Source organism: Luteimonas rhizosphaerae (assembly GCF_002849595.1).
GTDB classification, from domain to species: Bacteria; Pseudomonadota; Gammaproteobacteria; order Xanthomonadales; family Xanthomonadaceae; genus Luteimonas; species Luteimonas cellulosilyticus.
The window spans coordinates 172,902-191,965 of the sequence record NZ_NRQR01000026.1 but is presented as its reverse complement, the minus strand read 5'-3'; the positions used below and the strand labels follow the sequence as shown (position 1 = coordinate 191,965).

Annotated in this window: 11 protein-coding genes; 1 reads left to right on the top strand and 10 read right to left on the bottom strand. The window is 69.4% G+C overall.

The features are described 5' to 3' along the window. Nucleotides 1–13: 13 nt before the first annotated feature. The 5 genes from CJ022_RS14220 to CJ022_RS14200 all read right to left on the bottom strand — a co-directional run bounded on the left by CJ022_RS14220 (nucleotide 14) and on the right by CJ022_RS14200 (nucleotide 5,067). Nucleotides 14–508 carry a CIA30 family protein gene (locus CJ022_RS14220; protein ID WP_101927281.1) on the bottom strand — a complete coding sequence of 165 codons (495 nt, stop codon included), beginning with the start codon at nucleotides 506–508 and terminating at the stop codon, nucleotides 14–16. Next, nucleotides 505–1,485 carry an NAD(P)H-quinone oxidoreductase gene (locus CJ022_RS14215; protein WP_101927563.1) on the bottom strand — a complete coding sequence of 327 codons (981 nt, stop codon included), beginning with the start codon at nucleotides 1,483–1,485 and terminating at the stop codon, nucleotides 505–507. The genes CJ022_RS14220 and CJ022_RS14215 overlap by 4 nt, the downstream gene beginning before the upstream one ends. A 43-nt stretch (nucleotides 1,486–1,528) precedes the next feature. Beyond that, complete coding sequence (locus tag CJ022_RS17815; protein ID WP_458351496.1) at nucleotides 1,529–2,683, bottom strand: histidine kinase dimerization/phospho-acceptor domain-containing protein; 1,155 nt, start codon at nucleotides 2,681–2,683, stop codon at nucleotides 1,529–1,531. Nucleotides 2,684–2,901: 218 nt separating this feature from the next. Next, the gene (locus tag CJ022_RS14205; protein WP_101927280.1) at nucleotides 2,902–4,500 is read right to left on the bottom strand and encodes an MFS transporter; all 1,599 of its coding nucleotides are present in this window, start codon (nucleotides 4,498–4,500) and stop codon (nucleotides 2,902–2,904) included. A 219-nt stretch (nucleotides 4,501–4,719) separates the two neighbouring features. Beyond that, nucleotides 4,720–5,067, bottom strand: a complete 348-nt coding sequence (locus tag CJ022_RS14200) for a hypothetical protein (RefSeq protein ID WP_101927279.1) — start codon at nucleotides 5,065–5,067, stop codon at nucleotides 4,720–4,722. Nucleotides 5,068–5,160: 93 nt separating this feature from the next. Here CJ022_RS14200 and CJ022_RS14195 point away from each other — a divergent pair, with 93 nt between their 5' ends. Then, nucleotides 5,161–6,750, top strand: coding sequence for a sensor histidine kinase (locus CJ022_RS14195; protein WP_143703997.1), 1,590 nt, complete (start codon nucleotides 5,161–5,163; stop codon nucleotides 6,748–6,750). Between the two features lie 33 nt (nucleotides 6,751–6,783). Here CJ022_RS14195 and CJ022_RS14190 read toward each other — a convergent pair whose 3' ends face one another. The 5 genes from CJ022_RS14190 to CJ022_RS14170 all read right to left on the bottom strand — a co-directional run bounded on the left by CJ022_RS14190 (nucleotide 6,784) and on the right by CJ022_RS14170 (nucleotide 18,888). Beyond that, nucleotides 6,784–7,077, bottom strand: a complete 294-nt coding sequence (locus CJ022_RS14190) for a DUF11 domain-containing protein (protein ID WP_255407593.1) — start codon at nucleotides 7,075–7,077, stop codon at nucleotides 6,784–6,786. 16 nt (nucleotides 7,078–7,093) lie between these two features. After that, complete coding sequence (locus CJ022_RS14185) at nucleotides 7,094–8,179, bottom strand: hypothetical protein (protein ID WP_143703996.1); 1,086 nt, start codon at nucleotides 8,177–8,179, stop codon at nucleotides 7,094–7,096. A gap of 30 nt (nucleotides 8,180–8,209) precedes the next feature. Then, nucleotides 8,210–11,899, bottom strand: a complete 3,690-nt coding sequence (locus CJ022_RS14180; protein WP_199171560.1) for an outer membrane protein — start codon at nucleotides 11,897–11,899, stop codon at nucleotides 8,210–8,212. Nucleotides 11,900–11,913: 14 nt separating this feature from the next. Continuing rightward, nucleotides 11,914–17,856 carry a DUF7507 domain-containing protein gene (locus CJ022_RS14175; RefSeq protein ID WP_158238431.1) on the bottom strand — a complete coding sequence of 1,981 codons (5,943 nt, stop codon included), beginning with the start codon at nucleotides 17,854–17,856 and terminating at the stop codon, nucleotides 11,914–11,916. Nucleotides 17,857–18,198: 342 nt separating this feature from the next. Beyond that, nucleotides 18,199–18,888, bottom strand: a complete 690-nt coding sequence (locus CJ022_RS14170; protein ID WP_101927274.1) for a response regulator transcription factor — start codon at nucleotides 18,886–18,888, stop codon at nucleotides 18,199–18,201. Nucleotides 18,889–19,064: the final 176 nt, after the last annotated feature.

Below are 19,064 nucleotides of genomic sequence, written 5' to 3'. Positions count from 1 at the left end.
GCCCTGCGTGCCCTCAGGGCACCGCCCGGATCCACGCGACGTCCAGCGCGAAGTCGCCGGCGTGGCCATCTGCGATCAGCAGGCCGATTTCCTCGACCTTCGCCAGGTCCAGCGCCGGGCCGTCGAGCGTCGTGCCGCGATACGTCGGCCGCATGTCGGCGAACGCGACGGTGGCCTCGTGCCAGACGCCGGCGCGGGTGTCGAGGTCGCCGCGCCAGGACACCGGCGAGCCGCGATGCCGTGCATCGGTCGCGAGCCGCAGCTGGTAGGCGCGGCCATCGCCGCGGAGCCGCAGGCGCAGCGCGGTCGTGTCGGCGAGACCGAACGCGCCGCGCGCGCGGATCGAGGCGAAGCCGCCGTTGTCGTCGAGCGATGTCGCGCCAGCGAACGTCAGCACGCCGTCCCGCACCTCGGCGTGGCTGCGCGAATGTCCGCCCATGACGTCGTCGTCGCGTGGAGTCCAGAGTGCGTCGACGTCGCCGACCGGAAACGTGGGCGCTGCGCTCATGCGACCTCCAGCACGACCTTGCCGACATGCGCGCCGCCTTCGAGATACGCGTGCGCGGCGGCAGCATCCGCCAGCGGGAAGGTCCGATCGACGATCGCGTTGACCCGGCCCGCAGCGATCCACGGCCAGACCACGCGCTCGATTGCGACGGCCAGACGCGCTTTCTCATCGGCGCTGCGAGGACGCAGCGTGGAACCCGTGATCACCGCCTGCTTCTGCATCAGCTGCATGACCGGCACCTCCAGCGTCGGCCCGCCGAGCGTCGCGATGTAGACGATGCGGCCCTTCGGGTTCAGCGCGTCCAGCGTGGCCCGCAGCGTCGGCCCGCCGACCATGTCCAGCGCCACGTCGATGCCGCCGTGTTCCCTGGCGATTACGCCGAAGTCCATCGTCGTCGTGTCGACCGACACGTCCGCGCCCAGCGCGTGCGTGCGCGCCGCCTTGTCCGCGCCGCGACTGGTCGCCAGCACGTGCGCGCCGGCGGCCTTCGCCATCTGGATCGCGGCGACGCCGATGCCCGACGTCGCACCGTGCACCAGCAGCCACTCGCCCGCTTGCAGCGCGCCGTGTTCGAACACGTTGGCGTAGACGGTGAACACGGTCTCCGGCAGCGCCGCCGCGTGCACCCAGTCGAGACCGTCGGGAATCGGCAGCACGTGGCGCGCATCGGCGACGGCGTATTCGGCGTAACCCCCGCCGCCCAGCAGGGCACAGACGCGGTCGCCTTCCTTCCAGCGCCCCGCGCCACGCACGATCTCGCCCGCGACTTCCAGACCCAAAGTCTCGGGGGAACCCGGCGGCGGCGGGTAGTGGCCGCCACGCTGGGCGATGTCCGGGCGGTTGACGCCGGCCGCGCGCACGCGGATCAGCACCTCGCCGTCCTGCGGCACGGGCCGCGGCAGCGACACGGGATGCAAGGCATCGGCCTCGCCCGTGCCACCGCGGACGGCGATGGCGGTCATGGTCGGCTCTGGCATGGCACGTTCCTGCAGTGCGGGCGCGAGCCCGGAGCGCGTCACCCTAAGCGGGCGCGCGTTGCCATGCCGTGTTGCCCGCGATCGACCGGCCCGCGCGGCGGCGCGCCCGGCCATTTCCGGCGTGCGCGCTCAGGCGTGGCGCGGCAGCGAGAACGTGAATTCGGTCTTGCCGTTCGACGAGCTCGCCGTGACTTCGCCGCCGTGCGCGTTGACGATCTCGCGGACGATGAAGAGGCCCAGCCCCAGGCTCGTGTGTTCGCCGACGGCCGCCGTGCTGGACCCGCGACGCAGCGGATCGAACATGCCGTGCAGCGCACCTTCCTGCAGCGGTTCGCCCATGTTGCAGACGGTCGCGACCACGCGGTCCGCATCGCCCTTCACCGTCACCCACACGTCCTCGCCCGCGGCGCCGTATTTCGCCGCGTTGGTCAGCAGGTTGTGCAGCGCTTCGCGGATGGAAGCAGCGCGGCACGTCCGGCAGCGCGGCGCGGATCAGGTCGACTTCCTCGTGCAGCGCGTCGGCGAGATCGCAGGTATCGCGGCTGATGACCATGCCCGCGCCGAGCTTGCTCTTGGTGTAGACCAGCAGGTCGTCGAGCAGGTCGTGGATACGCGCGCCGCCGCTGACGATGCGATCGACGTACTTCGCGTGCGGCGTGCCCTGCACGGTGTCGGACAGCCGGTCCGCCGAATAGACGATCGCGGTCAGCGGGCCGCGCAGGTCGTGCCCCAGCGCGCCGAGGAACACCTGGCGCCAGGATTCGACCTCGGTGTTGAAGCGCGCCAGCGACTCCGCGATGGCCTGGTCGATGGCTTCGTTGAAGCGGATCACGTCCTCGACGGAGTCCGTGGTCAGCGGCGCCTCGGCGATCCACAGCCGCAGCACCGACGCCCGCAGCGCGCGGTATTCCGCGATCATCTGGTTGACGTCGAAGCCGTCGGCCGCCCGCATCCGGCCGTGGATGCTGGCCGCCGTCTCGCCGCTGGTACTCACTGGCGCGCGGCCTTCGGCCTTGGCCAGCTGCTGCTGCGCGCTCTGGTCTTCCGACAGGTCGAGGACGATGGCCTTGAGGATCTCGGGGATATGGTTGCGCAGCGCCTTCGCGCTCAGCTCCACACCCGCGGGCGACTGCGTCCGCGCGAACGCTTCGGCACCGTCCATGATGTCCGGGGCGTGCTGCCTGATGAAGTCGGCCAATCGCATGCGTTCGGTCCTTCCAAGTGGAGCTGCGGTCGCGCATTAGAGCAGACCGGCTTCAGACGAGTCATCGCGATTCCGCACTTAGGCAAGGAAGCGGCTGGAGCGCGACCGCCCGGTGGCGGAGAGCGGCGGCGCGCTGGGCCGCCGCCCTCGGCGCAGATACGCCCGGTGTGGTGACGTCAGCGTCCAGGTTGGCGGTTTCTCGCCATGCCCGATCAGGCGAACCGCGTCTGGATCTCCTCGAGCCCCTGCCCGCGCGTCTCCACGCCGCTGCGGCCGAGCATGATCGCGGCGGCGGCCATCGGCAGTGCCAGCAATGCGGCCGACAGCGCGAAATGGTCGAAGAAGCCGAGCACGCCCAGGCCTGCGCCCAGAATGCCGCCGAACTTGGAACTGGCCGCAATGACACCCGAGCCCGTTCCGCGCAGCCGCAGTGGATAGATTTCCGCCGCGTAGGGAATCAGCATCGCGATGACGCCGCTCACGCTGACCAGCAATGCGGCAATCGCGCTCGTGGTCAGGGTGGACGAGCGAATGCCCAGGAGATCCAGCGCGGCAAAGACCAGGAGTGATGCGGCGGTCAGCCCGAGAAAGAGCACCAGGGACTTGAAGCTGCTCCAGCGGTAGTAGAGCCAGATCACCAGAGCGATGCCCGGCAACGCATAGATCGCCGATCTGGCCAGCAAGGCACTCGCGGCGGCGGCATCGACACCCAACTCGGTCAGATTCGTCGGCAGCCACAGCAGGAAGCCGAAATTCACGAGTCCCCAGGCGGTACCCGCGACGAGGAGGCTGATGGAGATGGGCGCGTGCCGGCCGCGCATCAGGTCCCGGACGCCCGCGACCGGATGCCCCTCGTCGATGACGGGCGGCGCCGGATGCGCCGCGTCGTCACGTTCGACGCGACCGTCCGGCCCCGCGAAGCGCGCGAGCAGTGCCCGTGCCTGCGCGTGCATTCCCATGCTCGCCAGGAAGCGCGGCGATTCGGGAATGAACCGGTTGAGCACGATGATCAGCGCACCGGTAGGCAGGCCGAGCAGCCACAGCACGCGCCAACTGAACATCGGCTCCAGCGCTGCCGCGGCACCGGCCGCCAGCAGATAGCCGCCGGAGGTACCGAGGCCGCCCAAGGCGACCAGGAGCCAACCCCGATGGAGGGCCGGCACGGTCTCCGCCATCAGGGTGAAGGTGATCGGCAGCAGGCCGCCAGCCGAGGCGCCCATCAGGAAGCACATCGCCAGGTTCCAGCCGAACGATGGCATCGCGCCGCAAATGGCCGTCCCGATGAACATCAGCGCCGACAGCAGGATGGCGGAGCGACGGCCGAAGCGATCCGCCACGCGCCCCCACACCACCGAACCGACCGTCGTGCCTGTCAACGCGAACAGCGCCAGCACGCTGGCCCCGGACGTGTCCATGCCGTATTCGGCGCGCATGCCCGGCATCACGAAGCCCAGCGTGGCGGGCTTCATGACATCGATCGCAAGCGTCACCACGAGCACGGTCACGAGCGTCCAGTGCGCGCGACTGAGCGGCACCCCATCGGCCACGTGGAAATCGAGTGGCGTGCCCATGCCGGGATGCAGGTTCGCGGGGGAACGCGGCAACATGCCGTAAGCCGAGAGCGCCAGGCCGAACGGAATGATCGCCATGCCGATCCACATCGCGGTGGTCATCGCCATGCCGACCATCTGCCACTGCGTGTGCTCGCCCATCATGAACATCGGGCCGTGCGACAGCACGCCCGCCATGATGAGTGCGCAGCCCAGCCAGAATGCGATGGGATGGTGGAAGGAAAAACCTGCTCGACTCATGACGCGCCTCCCCAGGGAGGGCGCATGGTAGCGCTGCGGCCCATGGATTCGATCACCTTGCGACGCGATGCCCATGCCCGTGCCGGCGCCTCCAGCGTGCGGATCGGCACGCCGGGATCCGCGTTTCCGGACCGCGGCAGCGTCTGCTCCGGCGAACTGGCGCGTCCGGCAAAGGACCGGAAGCGTCCGTGCGGAGCCGGGTCCGGCGTCTCCGCGTCGTCAGCCGATCTGCTCCTCGTGTTCGCGGAGGAAGGTCGCCAGCGGCACCAGGGTCGGCGGCGGCAGGTCGTCGTCGAGCAGGGGCGCGGCGGTGCGATGCGCGCCGAGCCAGCGCGTCATGAAGCGTTTGGCCTGCGCCGCCGACGCGGCCCGGCCGGCATGTTCGCGACGGCGCCAGTGCAGCCAGTAGCGCCCGCCCGGATACACCGCGCCGACCGCCTGGCCCTTCCACGTCAGCATGGTCACGCCGGCGCTGGCGCTCCACTGGTAGGGCACGGTCATGCCACGCGACGGCTTGCGCACCGCTTCGATCTCTTCCCGCAGCAGGGGGTCGGTCTGCCATTCCATCGGCGCAGGGTGCGCCGGGTGCGGGTCACGGGGTGAGACGCGGGAGGAGTGAGGCCGCTGCCTGCACCGACCGTCTCGCGATTGCGATCCGCCTTGCGCACGATCCGCGAACGGGTCCTCGCCACACGTGCCGCCACGACGTCGACGCGCGCAACGGGGCGGACATCACGACGACGCGCTCCCGGCGATACCATTCGCAACACGCAGGACCGCGCGACCGTCCTCGGGATGCAGGACGCCCGCTTCTCGGGCGTCGCGCACGACGCTACAACCACACACCAGTCGCTGCCGCGCACGTGGGCAGCGACGTCAGAACGTACGAGGGCACCCCGGATGCGACCGATTTCCCGATGGCTGGATGTGCCGGCAATCCACGATCCCGTGGATCGTCGCAATGCGCCGATGCTGCAGCTCGTGCTCGGATTGCTGGGCAGCATCCCGCCACTGCTCTGGTTGTACCGGGTCTTCGGAAGCGGCCTTCCCTGGCAACCGGGCGAGACCGCGTCCCTGGTCACCAGCCTGGTCATCAGCGCGGTCGCCGTCTGGTCGCTGCTGCTGATTCGTCGTGGGCGTTTCCAGTGGGCGATCCGTCAGCTTCTCGTCGTGGTCGCCGGCATGATGCTGGTCTCGTACGCGATGGCCGGTCTGATGTCGCACACGTTCGAGCAGCCGATCCAGGTGATGTGGCTCCTGGTCGCCGGCATGATGATCGGACGTGGCGCGCTGTGGGCGATGTACGGCGTACTGGTCGTCGCCATGGTGGCCGGCGGCTATACCGATGCCGGCCGGACCGGCGAGCCCCTCGTCCCGACGTTCGCCGACGTGGGTGTGCGTTCGGTGATGTTCCTGCTGATCACGATCGTCGTCGACCGTAGGTCCTCGGCCCTGCGCAGCAGTCTGGCCGAGGCGACCCGGCAGGCCACGGCGCTGGCCAAGGCGAACACGCGCCTGTCGGAAGAGATGGCCGCGCGCGAGCGCGCCCAGACCCAGCTGCTGCATGCGCAGAAAGTCGAAGCCGTCGGCCGCATGGCCAGCGGCGTGGCCCACGATTTCAATCATCTGCTGACGCTGATGCTCGGGTACGTGGAGCGGGGACGTCGCAGCCGCGACCCGGATGAGATCGATGCCGTGCTGAGCGGCCTCGACGTGGCCGTGCGCCGGGCCACTGCGATCACCCACAAGCTCCTGCATTTCGCCCGCAACGACCCGAGCCATCTGGAATATTTCGACGCGGCGGACGCGCTGCGGGAGACCGTGCCGATGTTGCGGCAGACGCTGGGACCGCGCATCGCGCTGGATCTGGACCTGACGGAAATCGCCAGCCCGATCCTCTTCGACCGGGCGCAGTTCGCCCTCGCGGTCCTCAACCTGACCGCCAACGCCGCGCAGGCGATGCCCGACGGGGGCCGCTTCGGCATCCATCTGAGCGCGTCGGATGCAGACGGCGAGATGCAGCTCGATCTCGTCGATACGGGCCACGGCATCCCGCCCGACCTGCAGGCGCGGATCTTCGAGCCGTTCTTCACCACCCGACCGGCAGGTCAGGGCACGGGCTTAGGCCTGGCCGTCGCCTCGGGCCTCGTCGAGGATGCCGGTGGCACGTTGACCGTCGACAGCACCCCCGGCCGCGGGACACGGTTCCGCATGCGTCTGCCGCTCGCGACCGATCAGGTCGCGGCCTAGCGTCGATGCGCTCGCGTGCGTGCGGCCATCACATCAGGGCGTGCCGGTCGCTTCGCAGGTGAACCCGATTTCGATCGTGCCGCCAGCCGGCCAGGTCGGAATGACCAGTCCCGCGCCCTGCAGGGCGGACATCGTCGGCGAGGCCGGACAGACCGCGCCTGCGGTCGCACTGCAGGTGGGCACGGCCGCGCTGCAGTCGAGACCCGCGACCGCCGGATCGCGGACCACGGCGCCGTCGGCATCGGCGCCGCCGGCGTGCGTGGCGAGCAGAGTGAACGTCACCGGATCGCCGACGGCCGCGTTGGCCACGGAGGCGGTCTTCTGGATCTGCAGGTCGAGATCGTCATCCAGCAGGGTTGGCGGTACCGCCGCAGGCCTCCGTCGAGCTCAGCAGGAAATCGTCGGGGCTGGGCGCCAGTGCGAGTTCCACGGTGCGGCTGCCGTCGATGAGGGCATTGCCGATGGACGTGAGCCCGAGGGGCAGCAGCACGTCCCCCTCGTACGTGCCCGCAGCGACGACCACACTGAAGGTCGCGCCACCCGACGGCGTCGTGTAGTCCACGCCGTTCTCCGCGGTGCCGCCGGTGATGGTGACCTCGATGGTCAGGTCGGCCTCCAGCGTGCCGACGATGCGCAGCGACGGTGCGCCCGCACCCGCGCCCTCGACCGTTTCGAAGCCGGCGCCCGCCAGTTCGATGAAGGGCTTGAGCAGAACCTGGATCTCGTCCAGGAAGTTGCCCGTCGTCGCCGTGCCCGAGAGCGCTTCGAAGCCGATGTTGGTGACACCGCCAGCGCCTGCGTAGGCGAACTCGCCGTCGTAGTCGCGCCAGCCGTCGGGGCCTGCACTGGAACCAGATGTGCCGATGAACGTGGAGGTCACGCCGCCGTCGCCGGTATTGGTGGTGCCCACCTCCACGATGGGTGCGGTGCCGAGCAGAAACTGCATCCGGTCCGGGATGGTGGCACTGTCACGTCCCTTGTGGCTGAAGCGCCAGCGCACGTCGTCACCCGGGACGAGGCAGACGTTCTGCGAGATCCGCGACAGCTCCGAAGCATTCAGCTCGGCCAGCTGGGACCCATTGCGCGCGTTCACGGTCAAGCCATTCGTACGTGGCGTGCGCCACAGCTCGATGATCGGTGCTGAAGCGCCGACGACGAAGCCGGGCGGCGTCACGCAGCCTCCGGAATTTTCCTGCGGCTGCGCACTGTGCGTCGTCGTCCAGCCGGGCACGTACTGCTCGCCGATATAGACGCGACACCCCACCGTCTGCAGGTTCGGCTGCTCGAAGCTGAGATTGATGAAGCTGCGTTGCACGGCCGCGATGCCGACCTGCGCGGACGCGCCGCCTGCAGCAACGGTGAGCGCCAGTGCGGTCGCCACGGAAAGCGCGGCACGGCAACGGGCGGAAGCGGGGCGATGATCGATCATGAGCGAAGCCTGTGCGTTACCGGAGCGGCGTCAGTAGCTGCCGACGAAGTTGATGTAGAACCCGCGGTGGTCGTAGTCGAGATCGGTGAGATCGTCACTGAAATCGGTGAAGTTGTAGCCCACGCCCACGCGGAAGTTGCGGCCGATGTCGCGGTCCACGCCGGCCATCCAGCCCTGGCGGGTGCCGCCGTCATCGACGTCGAGCCAGCGGTACTCGGCCAGCGCGTGCCACTTCTGCAGCAGTTCGTAGCGCAGCTGGCTGGCGGCGAACGTCGTCGCCGAGTCGAACCAAGCGCCGGTGCCGCGGCCGTAGCGCGCTTCGCCTTCGCGGCGTGCGAGCTTGCCGGCGACTTCCCAGCGGTCGTCGATGCGGTACACACCTTCGAGCGAGAGCACCTGCGACTTCTGGTCGTAGTCCGCGCCGCCCAGCTGGCCCAGCGTCGCCAGGTCGTACAGATACGTGTAACGGCCGAACAGGCCCCAGCGCGATCCGTCCCACGGGCGGTACGCGAAGCCGAGGTTGCTCTCGATGAACTTCGCGCTGGCGCGCGGATCGAGATCGTCCTGGGTGTCGGCGTAGTTGAAGCGCGCGGCGACGCGCCAGCTTTCGTTGAGACGATGCTGCACGCGGTTGGTGGTGATCCACTGCGTGCGACGTTCCGCGCCGGTGTCCTCGCGCCACTCGATCTTGCTCTGCCAGTCGGTGACGTTCGACGCGCGACCGCCCGAGACGCTGATCGCGCGCCGGTCGACCTGGCCGCCATCGCGCGTGGTCAACTCGCCGTCCGACAGCGTGAAGCCGAGGTTCCAGCCCACGCCCGGATAGAAATCCATGCCGTAGGTGTGCGCCAGGCCCGACTCCTGCCGGGTCTTGAGGAACTGGCTTTCGTTGAAGATGTTGACCTGGTTCGACAGGCGCCAGCGCTGGCCGAGCGTCCAGCCGTTCTGGCGGGTCGGATTGAACAGCGGGTCGTACTCGGTGGTGTCCGTCGAGTAGGTGTAGGCGCCGTACAGCGCATGCTGCGGCGACAGCCGGTACTCGCCGTTGACCTGCGCCGCGTCACCGCGATCACCGGTCGTGACTTCGCCGCCCAGCGTGGAGAGGTTGGCGAAGTTGTAGCGGCTGCCGAGCGTGAACGCATCGTTGTCCGCGTAACGGCCGCCGTCATCGTCGAGCGTCAGCTGCGCAACGCCGTAGACGTCGAGCGACGTGCCGAAGCGATGCGTGTAGCGCAAGGCGCCGAGCGTGCCGGCGATGTCCGCCGTCGCCGCGCGCTCTTCCTGCACACGGCGCAGTTCGGCGGCGAGCGCGGAGACATCGGAGAAGCGCCACTCGGTCGTCGCCTGCGCCTGCACCAGCGCATCGACGCCGCGTTCGGCGCGGCTGTAGCGCGCGTAGAAGCCGATGTCGGACGTGAACTCGCCCAGCACTTCAGCGCCGTATTCCTCGATGTCGGCGCCGGTGTCGAAGCGCGCGACCGAGAAGCCGGCATCGACGCGGCGCCACCATGCACCCGTGCTCCAGTCCTGCGCGGTCCAGCCGAGCTCGCGGAAGTTCGCGCGCAGTTCGACCGCACTCGCCTCGCCTTCGCGCGGACCGACCGGGTTGAGCTGGGTGAAGGTGAAACCGCCGTTGTCGGAGAAGAACACCGGCGCGCCGGTGGACTCGGTGCGGCTGTGCTCGAGCTTGAGGTAGGTGCCCTTGCCGGCCTGCAGGGTCAGGTCGGCCGACATCAGCGTGTAGTCCTCGCCGGCGCGGTTCTCGTCGACCCAGGTCGCGCCGAGGCCGACGTGATCGCCGAACCACTGCTTGGCGCGCACGCCGGCAGCGATCTCGTCGGGATCGAAGCCCGCAGGCACCCATTCGTAGTCGACGATCAGGCGCTGTTCGAAACCGTCGAGCGGTGCGTCACGGGTAATCGTGGGCACGTTGTCGCGCGAGACCGGCATCAGCGGACGCGTCAGGATGATGCGGCCCTGCAGCTCGTCGATCTCGTAGTCGGCGCCGCGCAGCAGCACGCTGCGAACTTCGACGCGGCCCGTCGTCGGGTCACGCGTTTCGACGACCACCTGTTCCGACCCCGGCAACACGTCAGTGTGGCGCAGGTAGTACAGGCTGCCGCCGGTGCCGACGAATTCGCTGTGACCCGGCGCGGTCTGCGCTTCGGAGCCGAACGCACGCAGTTCGCTGACCGGGTCGCCCCAGACATTGGCCGCGCGCGAACGCCACGCCAGCGCCGCGCCGTAGAGCGCACGCTGGTACTGGCCGTACTCGGTGCCGGTGAAGCCGGTCGAGAAGTTGCCCCACAGCGCCTGGTTCTTGTCCCAGTCCATGCGCACGTAGAAACGGCCCATGGTGTCGACGTCGCGATACGTCGTGGAATCGTCGCCGTAGCTCGGGTAGTAGAGATCCGGATCGACGCGGCGGAAGATGTCCTGCGGATCGGCGGCGGTGAAGCCGTCGAACAGATCGCCGAGCGGCCGGTTCTGCGTGTCGGCCTGCGCGGTGATCAAGTATTTGCCGCCGATCTTGCCCTTGCCGTAGAACGCCAGGCGGCCATCGCTGAGGATGTCGTCTTCGCGTCCGGCCAGTGCCAGTTCGCGGCCGGGACCGCTGGCCTTGTTCTGGAACACGGTGACATCGGCGATGCCGACGCCGAAGAAATAGCGGCCGCTGACGTCGACATCCAGCGCGTGGTGCGCGGTGTCGCCATTGCGGTTCTGCAGGCCGATGTCGAACCGGTGCTGGCCGACGGGCATCAGATACTCGGCGACGAACTTGCGTTCAAGATCGACCGGGTAGCTGTCGCCGTTGATCAGCAGCGTCTGGCCTTCGGCCAGGTTGCGACCCTGGATACGCACGCGCGAGCCGTACACCGGAATGTTCTGCTGGCGCAGGCCGTTGCCGGAGAACACGGCATCGACCAGCGATTGCGTGGCCGCCTCGTCGGCGGTCAGCGCGGTGCCGAGTGCACGCTCGGTGCCGGAGCGCAGCATCTGGTCGCCGCGATCGGCCTCGGCCGGTGTGACCAGCTGCAGGCGATGCGTGTACGTCTCGTCGAAGTGGCCCTGCGCGTCGTAGGCACGCAGCACGTAGACCAGCTCGTCACCGGGACGGAACTGGCGACCGGCGGGCAGCGTGCCGTCCCACTCCGCATCGGCGACGGCCGCGTGCGGCAGGTCGAACTGCGCAATCGGCTCGATCAGATCGGCATCGCTGGCGCGATACAGCGTGAGCTCGAGGCGATCGATGAAGTCGACATAGTTGCTGCGCGCGTAGAAGCGCACCGGACGCGTGATGCGGCCGGCTTCGAACGGCGCCAGCGACGGGCCGGACACCGACAGCTCGGGCTGGCCGAGATCGGGATCTTCGGTCGCCCAGATCGCGCCACCGCCGGGCAACTGCACCGAGAAGCGACCGAGCGCGGTCGCGCGTCCCGGCTGCTCCAGCGCCACGCTGACGCGGCGATCGGGCTGCAACGCGGCCGACGACGAACGCGCGGACGTGCCCGTGGTCACCGGCTGGCCGAAGCTGCGCGTGCGCAGCTGGAACAGCGTCGTATCGCCGTCGCGGCACCCCGAATCGTCGCAATCGATTGCGGTACCGGTCGGCGCTGCGTTCGCTGCGTCCGTCGCGACAGCGTCCTGCGCCGTCGCGGCTGCCGACGCCATGCTGGCCAGAATGCCCAGCAGGGTGGCGTCGAGCAGTTTCATCTTCATGTTGCGGTTCCCGTTCACTTGCGCACCTCCCCGACCGGTGCAGCCGGATCGCGCGTGGCCTCGACCCGTGTCTTCGCACGCACCTCCGGACTCAGGCGTCCTGCGAGCGCGTCGTAGACCGCCCGCGCGCGGCGCAAGCCCAGATCGACGTTGTAGGCATGTGGGCCGCGCACGTCGGTGTGTCCGACGATGCCGACCACGCCGCCGCCCAGGGTCTCCAGACGTGCGGCCACGGCATCGAGCAGTGCCGCGAATTCGGGCCGGATCGTCGCGCGGTCGGTCTCGAACAGCACCGTGCCGAGCAGCACGTCGCCGTTGCCGACACCGGCCACCAACGCGTGCGGATCCTCGACCCGCGTGCGCAGTTCGACCTGCAGCGCCTGCGCGGCCGCCGGCGAGACCTTGCCCTGCAGCGCATCGCGCACCGACGCCGCACGTGCGAACGCGAGCGCTTCCTGCCCACCTTCGCCGGTGATGACGAGGCTGCCGCCGCCATGGCGGTCGACCTCGCGCGCCATCGCCTCGATCGCCGGCAGCATGTCCGCGCGCAGCGCGCTGCTGTCGGGATCGAACATCACGTCGCCCAGCGTCATCTCGACGGTCTCGCCCGGTGCCTGCAGCTCGACCACCGGCAGACGCACGCCGAAATCGAAGCGCACCGGCAGACCGGCGGTCACGCGACGCACCAGCGGATTGGCCGTGGTGAACGTGGTGCCCGGCGGCAGCGTCGCGGGATCGACCTTGAGGATGAAGTTGCGGCCATGCGCGGCGGTCCCGCCCGGCACGTCGACCAGGTGGTAGCGGCCGTACTGGTCGGTCTCGATCAGCAGACCTTCCACCGACGCGATCCGCACGCCCGGAATGCCGCGCTCGTCGATGCCGACGTTGCCGATCACGTACTCGACCAGCACGCCTTCGCCGTCCTGCGAGACGCGACGGGTCGCCACCGGCTCGGCAGCCGACAGCCCATTCGCCACGTCGCCAGTGCGCTCCAGGCGCGTGCTGCCGTCGGCCGCCATGCGCAGCGTCGCGCCGTCGACGCTGGTCAGCACGAAGTCGCCGGTGAAGTCCGCACTGCGCAGACGCTGGCGGATCACGATCTGGTTCGCTTCGATCGGATCGGCCACCGACTGGCGACCGGCGATCGTGTCGAGCGCTACCCCGTGCAGCAGCGGCGCGCTGGCGTCGGCGAGCGGCTGCGGGCCGTCGCCATGATCGATCGTCGTCGAACCTGCGATGTAGGCACCCGGTGCGAAGCCGCCCTGCACGCGCACATCGCGCAGCGCCGCGCTCGCCTGCCAGCCATCGCCGTTGCGATCGTCGAACACGGTGCCGAACACCAGGCTGTCGTCGAGCAGCGGATCGAACGCGGTCTGTACCTGCGCGGTCGCGACGTTGGACAGCGCGATGCCGCCTGCGCTCTGCGCCTGCACCTGGTTGACGTGACCACCGGCGCGGATGCCGGCGCCCACGCGCAGCAGGTAGCTCATCGTCAGGCTGTCGCCCGGCGCGAGATCGAGACTGGCGATGCGGATCGGACGCGCGCCCGTCATCGACAGCGCGCGGCCATCGCTGGCGGCCAGCGACCCGTCGACGTAGCTGAAGCCCGCCGGCGGCGTGTCGACCACGCTGGCGCCGGAGACCACGGTATTGCCGATGTTCTCGACCGTCACCGTGTAGCGCACCAGATCGCCGACCTTGACCTCGCGCACGGCGGCGGTCTTGGTCACGCGCAACGGCGCCACGCCTTCGACGCGGACGAGCACCGTCGCGATGTCACAGACCGGCGTCGGGTACGAGGTATCACAGACGCGGTAGACGAAGCTGTCCTCGCCGGTATAGCCGAACGCCGGCGTGTAGGTGCAGATCCCGTTCGCGCAGTCCACCGCGCCGTGACCGGGCGGCGTCAGGATCGTCAGCGAGCCGGGATCCAGAGGCGCACCCGTACTGGTGTCGTTGCCGACCACGAGGACGGGTGTCGGGACACCGGACTCGACCGTGCCCGCGTCATCGTCGATCGCCTCGACGATGTTCGGCATGACCGTGACCGTGACCGTCGCGGTGGCGCAGTTCGACGGATTGTTGGTCTCGCAGATCTGGTACTCGAACACGTCGTCGCCCGAGAAGCCGGGGTTGGGCGTGTAGGTGATCGTGCCGTCCGGATTGATCGTGATGCGACCGTTGGCCGGCGGCGTCACTTCGATGACCGTGACCGCATCCGGATCGACCGGGACGCCGTTGAGGGTGTCGTTGTCGAGCACCGGGATCGTGACCGGCGTGTTCTGGTCGGTCGTCGCGCCGTCATCGACCGCGTCGATCGCCGGGGCCTCGACCACGACCGTCACGGTTGCGGTGTCGCAGTTGTCCGGGTTCAGCGTCTCGCAGATCGTGTACTCGAACGTGTAGCTGCCCGCCGGCGTGCCCGGCTCGACACCGACGACACCCGTCGTCGTATCGACCGTGATCCCGGGCGGCAGCGTGCCGGTCGTGATCGTCACCGTGTCCGGCGTCGCCGGCACGCCATTGAGCGTGTCGTTGTCGAGCACATTGCCGACCGAGGGATCGCCATCGGCGCCGCTGACGGGTCCGAAGCTGTCGTCGCTGGCGACGATCTCGGCCGCCTCGACCACGACGGTCACCGTGGCGGTGTCGCAATTGGCCGGGTTCAGCGTCTCGCAGAGCGTGTACTCGAATGTGTAGCTGCCGGCCGGCGTGCCCGGCTCGACGCCGACGACACCCGTGGTGGGATCGACCGTGACGCCATCCGGCAACGCGCCAATGGTGATCGTGACCGTGCCCGGGGTTGCCGGCACGCCATTGAGGGTGTCGTTGTCGAGCACGTTGCCGACCGAGGGATCGCCGTCGGCGCCGTTGACCGGGCCGTAGCTGTCATCGGTGGCGACGATCTCGGCCGCTTCGACCACGACCGTCACGGTCGCGGTGTCGCAATTGGCCGGATTCGCCGTCTCGCAGATCGTGTAATCGAACGTGTAACTGCCCGCCGGCGTGCCGGGCGCGACACCGACGACACCCGTGGTGGGATCGAGCGTCAGACCCGGCGGCACCGTGCCGGGCGTGATCGTCACCGTGCCCGGCGTTGCGGGCACGCCATTGAGCGTGTCGTTGTCGAGCACGTTGCCGACCGACGGATCGCCGTCCGTCCCGTTGACCGGGCCGAAGCTGTCGTCGTTGGCGGCGATCTCGTAGGGCGTGATGCCGACAGTGACGGTCGGGCTGCACGCGGCGGACGTGCTGCCTGCAGGACAGACGCCGGGCTCGCCCGTGGCGATGGTGGCGGTGTTGACCAGCTGGCCGGCATTGACGTCGGCCTGCGTCACCGCATACGTGCCGGTGAGCACGCAGCTCGCGCCCGGCGCGAGGCTGGCGCAGACGATGCGGTCGGGCGTAATGCGATCGTCGCGCACGTCGACATCGGCCAGCGTCACCGTGCCGGTGTTGGTCGCGGTGACGGTGTAGGTCAGCGTATCGCCGAGCGTGACCGTGCCACTGCCATCCTCGTCGGCGTTCGCGCCCAGCGCCTTGTTGGTCGCAAGCCCGGGACTGCGGACGATGTCCACGTCGGCGTCGTCCGGCGGGCTGGTCGTCGTGCCGCCACCCGGCGGCGTGCCGGTCGCCGTCGCGGTGTTCAGTACCTCGCCCGCATCCACTTCGGCCTGGGTGATCGTGTGCGTACCGGTGCAGGTCGTCGACGCGGCCGGCGCCAGCGTGGTGACCGGGCAAGCGGCGGCGGCATCGAGCTGGGCATCGTCGATCGCGAGGCCCGTCAGCGTGACGTTGCCGGTATTGGTGACGAGGAACGTGTAGCCGATCGTGCTGCCGACCGCGTTGCCGCTCGGCGTGCCCGCCGTCTTGACGACGGTCAGCGACGGCGTCGCCGCCAGCGTCACGTCGTCATCGTCCGGCGGACTGGTCGTCGTGCCACCGCCCGGCGGCGTGCCGGTCGCGGTCGCGGTGTTCAGCACCTCGCCCGCGTCCACTTCGACCTGGGTGATCGTGTGCGTGCCGGTGCAGGTCGTCGACGCCGCGGGTGCCAGCGTGGTGACCGGACAGACCGCCGGGGCATCGAGCCGGTCGTCGTCGATCGCGAGATCGGCGAGCGGCACGTTGCCGGTGTTGGTCACCAGGAACGAATACGCGATCGTGCTGCCGGCGATGGTGCCGGTCGGCGTGCCGGCGGTCTTGACCACGGTCAGGGACGGCGCGGCGGCGGCAGTCGGCACATCGAGACTCGGACGGCAGGCCACGTCGGTCGCACCGGCCGGGCACAGCTCGGGCGTGTCCGGCGTGGTGACGACGGCCGTGTTCGAAACGGTGCCCGCGACGATGTCGGCCGCGATGACCGTGTACGTGCCCGTGAGCGTGCAGACCGCAGCGGTCGCGAGCGGCGCACAGGTGATGGCGCCAGGCGTGATGCGGGCATCGGTCAGCGTCACGGTCGGCAGCACGACGTTGCCGACATTCGTCGCGGTAATGGTGTAGGTCAGCACGTCGCCGAGGGCGACGGGTTCGACCACGGTGACGGGAACCCCGTTGACTGCCGTCAGCGTCTTTTCGCTGTCCAGACCCGGCGCGAGGGCGATCGGTGTGGTTTCGGTGCAGTCGTTCCCCGCAGTGCTGCAGTCGACGCCGTCGACCGCCACCGTGTTGGTGATCCCGGTCGTGGTCGCGGGCAGGCTCGCGTCGACCAGCACCTCGAACCGGAAGGTCGTGCTGGCGCCGGCGACGATGTTGCGCGACGCGGTGTTGGTGCAGGTCGCACCGGTGCAGGTGAAGTCGTCCGAGGCGCCGCCGCGGCTCGTATTCGCGGGCAGGGTCTCGACGACATCGCCGGGAAACACGGTCGCCGCCTGGGTGCCCGCGACGTGGCGGATCTGGATGTCGTAACCGAGGACGTCGCCCGGGGCGGCTGGCTCGCTGAGCGGCACCGCTGTGCCGCCGCGGGTGATCGACGCCAGCGACTTGGTCGCCTGCAGCGTCGGCGGCACGATGTTCGGGAACGCACAGGAGGCGAGATCGCGCCCCATGCCGCTCGTGGAGGTGCCCGCCGGCGCCATGGTGCCGGTGTCGAGGTCCATCGCGTAGTACGCGCCCCCGCTGTTGTTCACCACGTACAGGCGGCCGTCACTGCCGAAAGCGGCGCCGGCGTAGTTCACGGCGGTCGGCGCGCCGGTGAAGTTCTGCTGGCGGGTGGCGGTGCCGGCGGTGACGTCGACCCGATAGAGATCGGAACCCGCGACCAGCCAGCCGAAGCCCTGGTCGTCGAACGCGATGTCGCCGGAGCCCAGATCGCTCGGGCTCACGTCGTAGCGCAGCGTGGTCGGGCCGCTGACGGTGTAGCCGTAGGCACCGTTGCGCTCCAGCCGGTACATGCTGGCGACGCGGGCTGTGACCGGACCGGTCACGGCGCTGACCAGATAGCCGACACCAGACTCCGTCATCCCCGCGCGCGGCAGGTTGGCACTGACCACCGCGCCCGTCTCGTACCAGCCGGGGCTTGTGGGATGGGTCGGGTCGAAGGCCCAGATGACGCCAGTGCCCGCGGCGTGGAACAGCAGCCGGCTGCGATCGCCGCTCGGATCGACCATCAGCGCATTGAGATCGCCCGTGATGGGGGCATCGAGTTCCGGAACGCGGACGTCGGTCTGCGACGCCGTGGAATAGCGGTAGATGCCGACGCCGTTGATGACGCTGAAGACATCGCCCGCCGCACAGAAGTCGGGGCCGCTCGCGCCGATCGCCACCGTGGCACTGCCGGTGTTGCTGGTCGGGTCGACGTCGTTCCGGCCCGCAGGGGCAGTGACGGTTGCGACATTGGTGACCGTCGAGGACTGCGCGATCGCCAGATGCGAGACGCCCGCGATCAGCGTGAAGGCCAGCGCCAGCAGAAAGCCGGACGCGGTCGTCCGCGCCCGGCCGGAAAGCGATTGTTCGAACACGTAGCTGCCCCTTTGCGCCGTCAGAAACGGCGCATGCGTTCCGGCGCCAAACGGCGCCTCTCTCATCACTGCTTCGGCGCGTTGCCCAACACGCGCCTCCCCGGACGCCCCGACCGGACCGCGATGCCGCGGACTGATTAGACGTGCGGCGCGCACTATATGTGATGCGCATCCCAGAATCACGCACCTTGTGTTGCGGAACCTCACGCCAGGTGAGGGAACTCGGCCATCGGCGAGTGACACCCGGACATCACGGGATCGCGAAGCCCAGAAGGGCCGTGGGGTCCCACCAAGGGGAGACGCCGCGATGCCCTTGAAGATGCGACCTGCCGGTCGCGGGCCCTACCAGGCCAGGACGTAGCCCACGCCGCGCACCGTCTGTAACGGCAACGCCAGGCCGGTCGAGTCCTGGCACTTGCGGCGCAGGCGGTAGACCAGCATTTCCAGCCGGTGCGGATCGAAACCGTCCCGATCATCCGACAGGCTGGCGATGAGCGCATCGCGGCGCACCGGCGTGCCGGGCGCTGCCGCGAGCAGACGCATGATCTGCTGTTCGGGCAGCGACATCGCGACCGCGCGGCCATCGGGCAACAGGATGCGCCAGCCTGCCGCATCCAGACGCCAGCGCCCGGTGGCCTCGCCGGCGCCCGTTCCCACGCGCCGGTAGACGTTGCGCAGGGTGGCGACCAGCGTGTCGGACTCGACAGGCTTGTCGAGGTAGGCGTCCACGCCGGCTTCGAGTCCACGCAGGCGATCGCGGTCCGAGACGTGCCCGCTCAGCATCACCAGGCCCGTCGCCGGCGCCACCTGGCGCAGATGGCGGGCGATCTCGACGCCATCCTCGTCCGGAAGCCCGACGTCGAGCAGCACCAGGTCGTAACGGTTCGCGACGAGATCGCGATACAGGGCCAGCGCGCTCGCCACCCCGGTCGCCCTGAAACCCGAATCGCGAAGCAACGGCAGCAGGATCTGCTCGCGCAGCTCGTCGTCGTCCTCGACGACGGCAACCCGGGGTTGGTCTACGTCGTTCACGCCTGCATCGCCTCGCGTCGGGTGCGTCCATCGGTCTGGGCCGCCGCGACGATATCAAATCGACCTCGGCCTTCGGCTTCGGCCGATGGCGGGACTGACCATTCGCGCCCTTGGTCGCGTGCGAAAGGGGCCGCGGTTCCCCCGGTGCCGGTCGCGCGCCGTGGCATGGAAGGTGC

Coding starts and splice junctions, on each gene's coding strand:
- CJ022_RS14205 (WP_101927280.1), bottom strand. CDS start 4,500: ATGAGTCGAGCAGGTTTTTCCTTCCACCATCCCATCGCATTCTGGCTG.
- CJ022_RS14185 (WP_143703996.1), bottom strand. CDS start 8,179: ATGATCGATCATCGCCCCGCTTCCGCCCGTTGCCGTGCCGCGCTTTCC.
- CJ022_RS14200 (WP_101927279.1), bottom strand. CDS start 5,067: ATGGAATGGCAGACCGACCCCCTGCTGCGGGAAGAGATCGAAGCGGTG.
- CJ022_RS14180 (WP_199171560.1), bottom strand. CDS start 11,899: ATGAAGATGAAACTGCTCGACGCCACCCTGCTGGGCATTCTGGCCAGC.
- CJ022_RS14220 (WP_101927281.1), bottom strand. CDS start 508: ATGAGCGCAGCGCCCACGTTTCCGGTCGGCGACGTCGACGCACTCTGG.
- CJ022_RS14215 (WP_101927563.1), bottom strand. CDS start 1,485: ATGCCAGAGCCGACCATGACCGCCATCGCCGTCCGCGGTGGCACGGGC.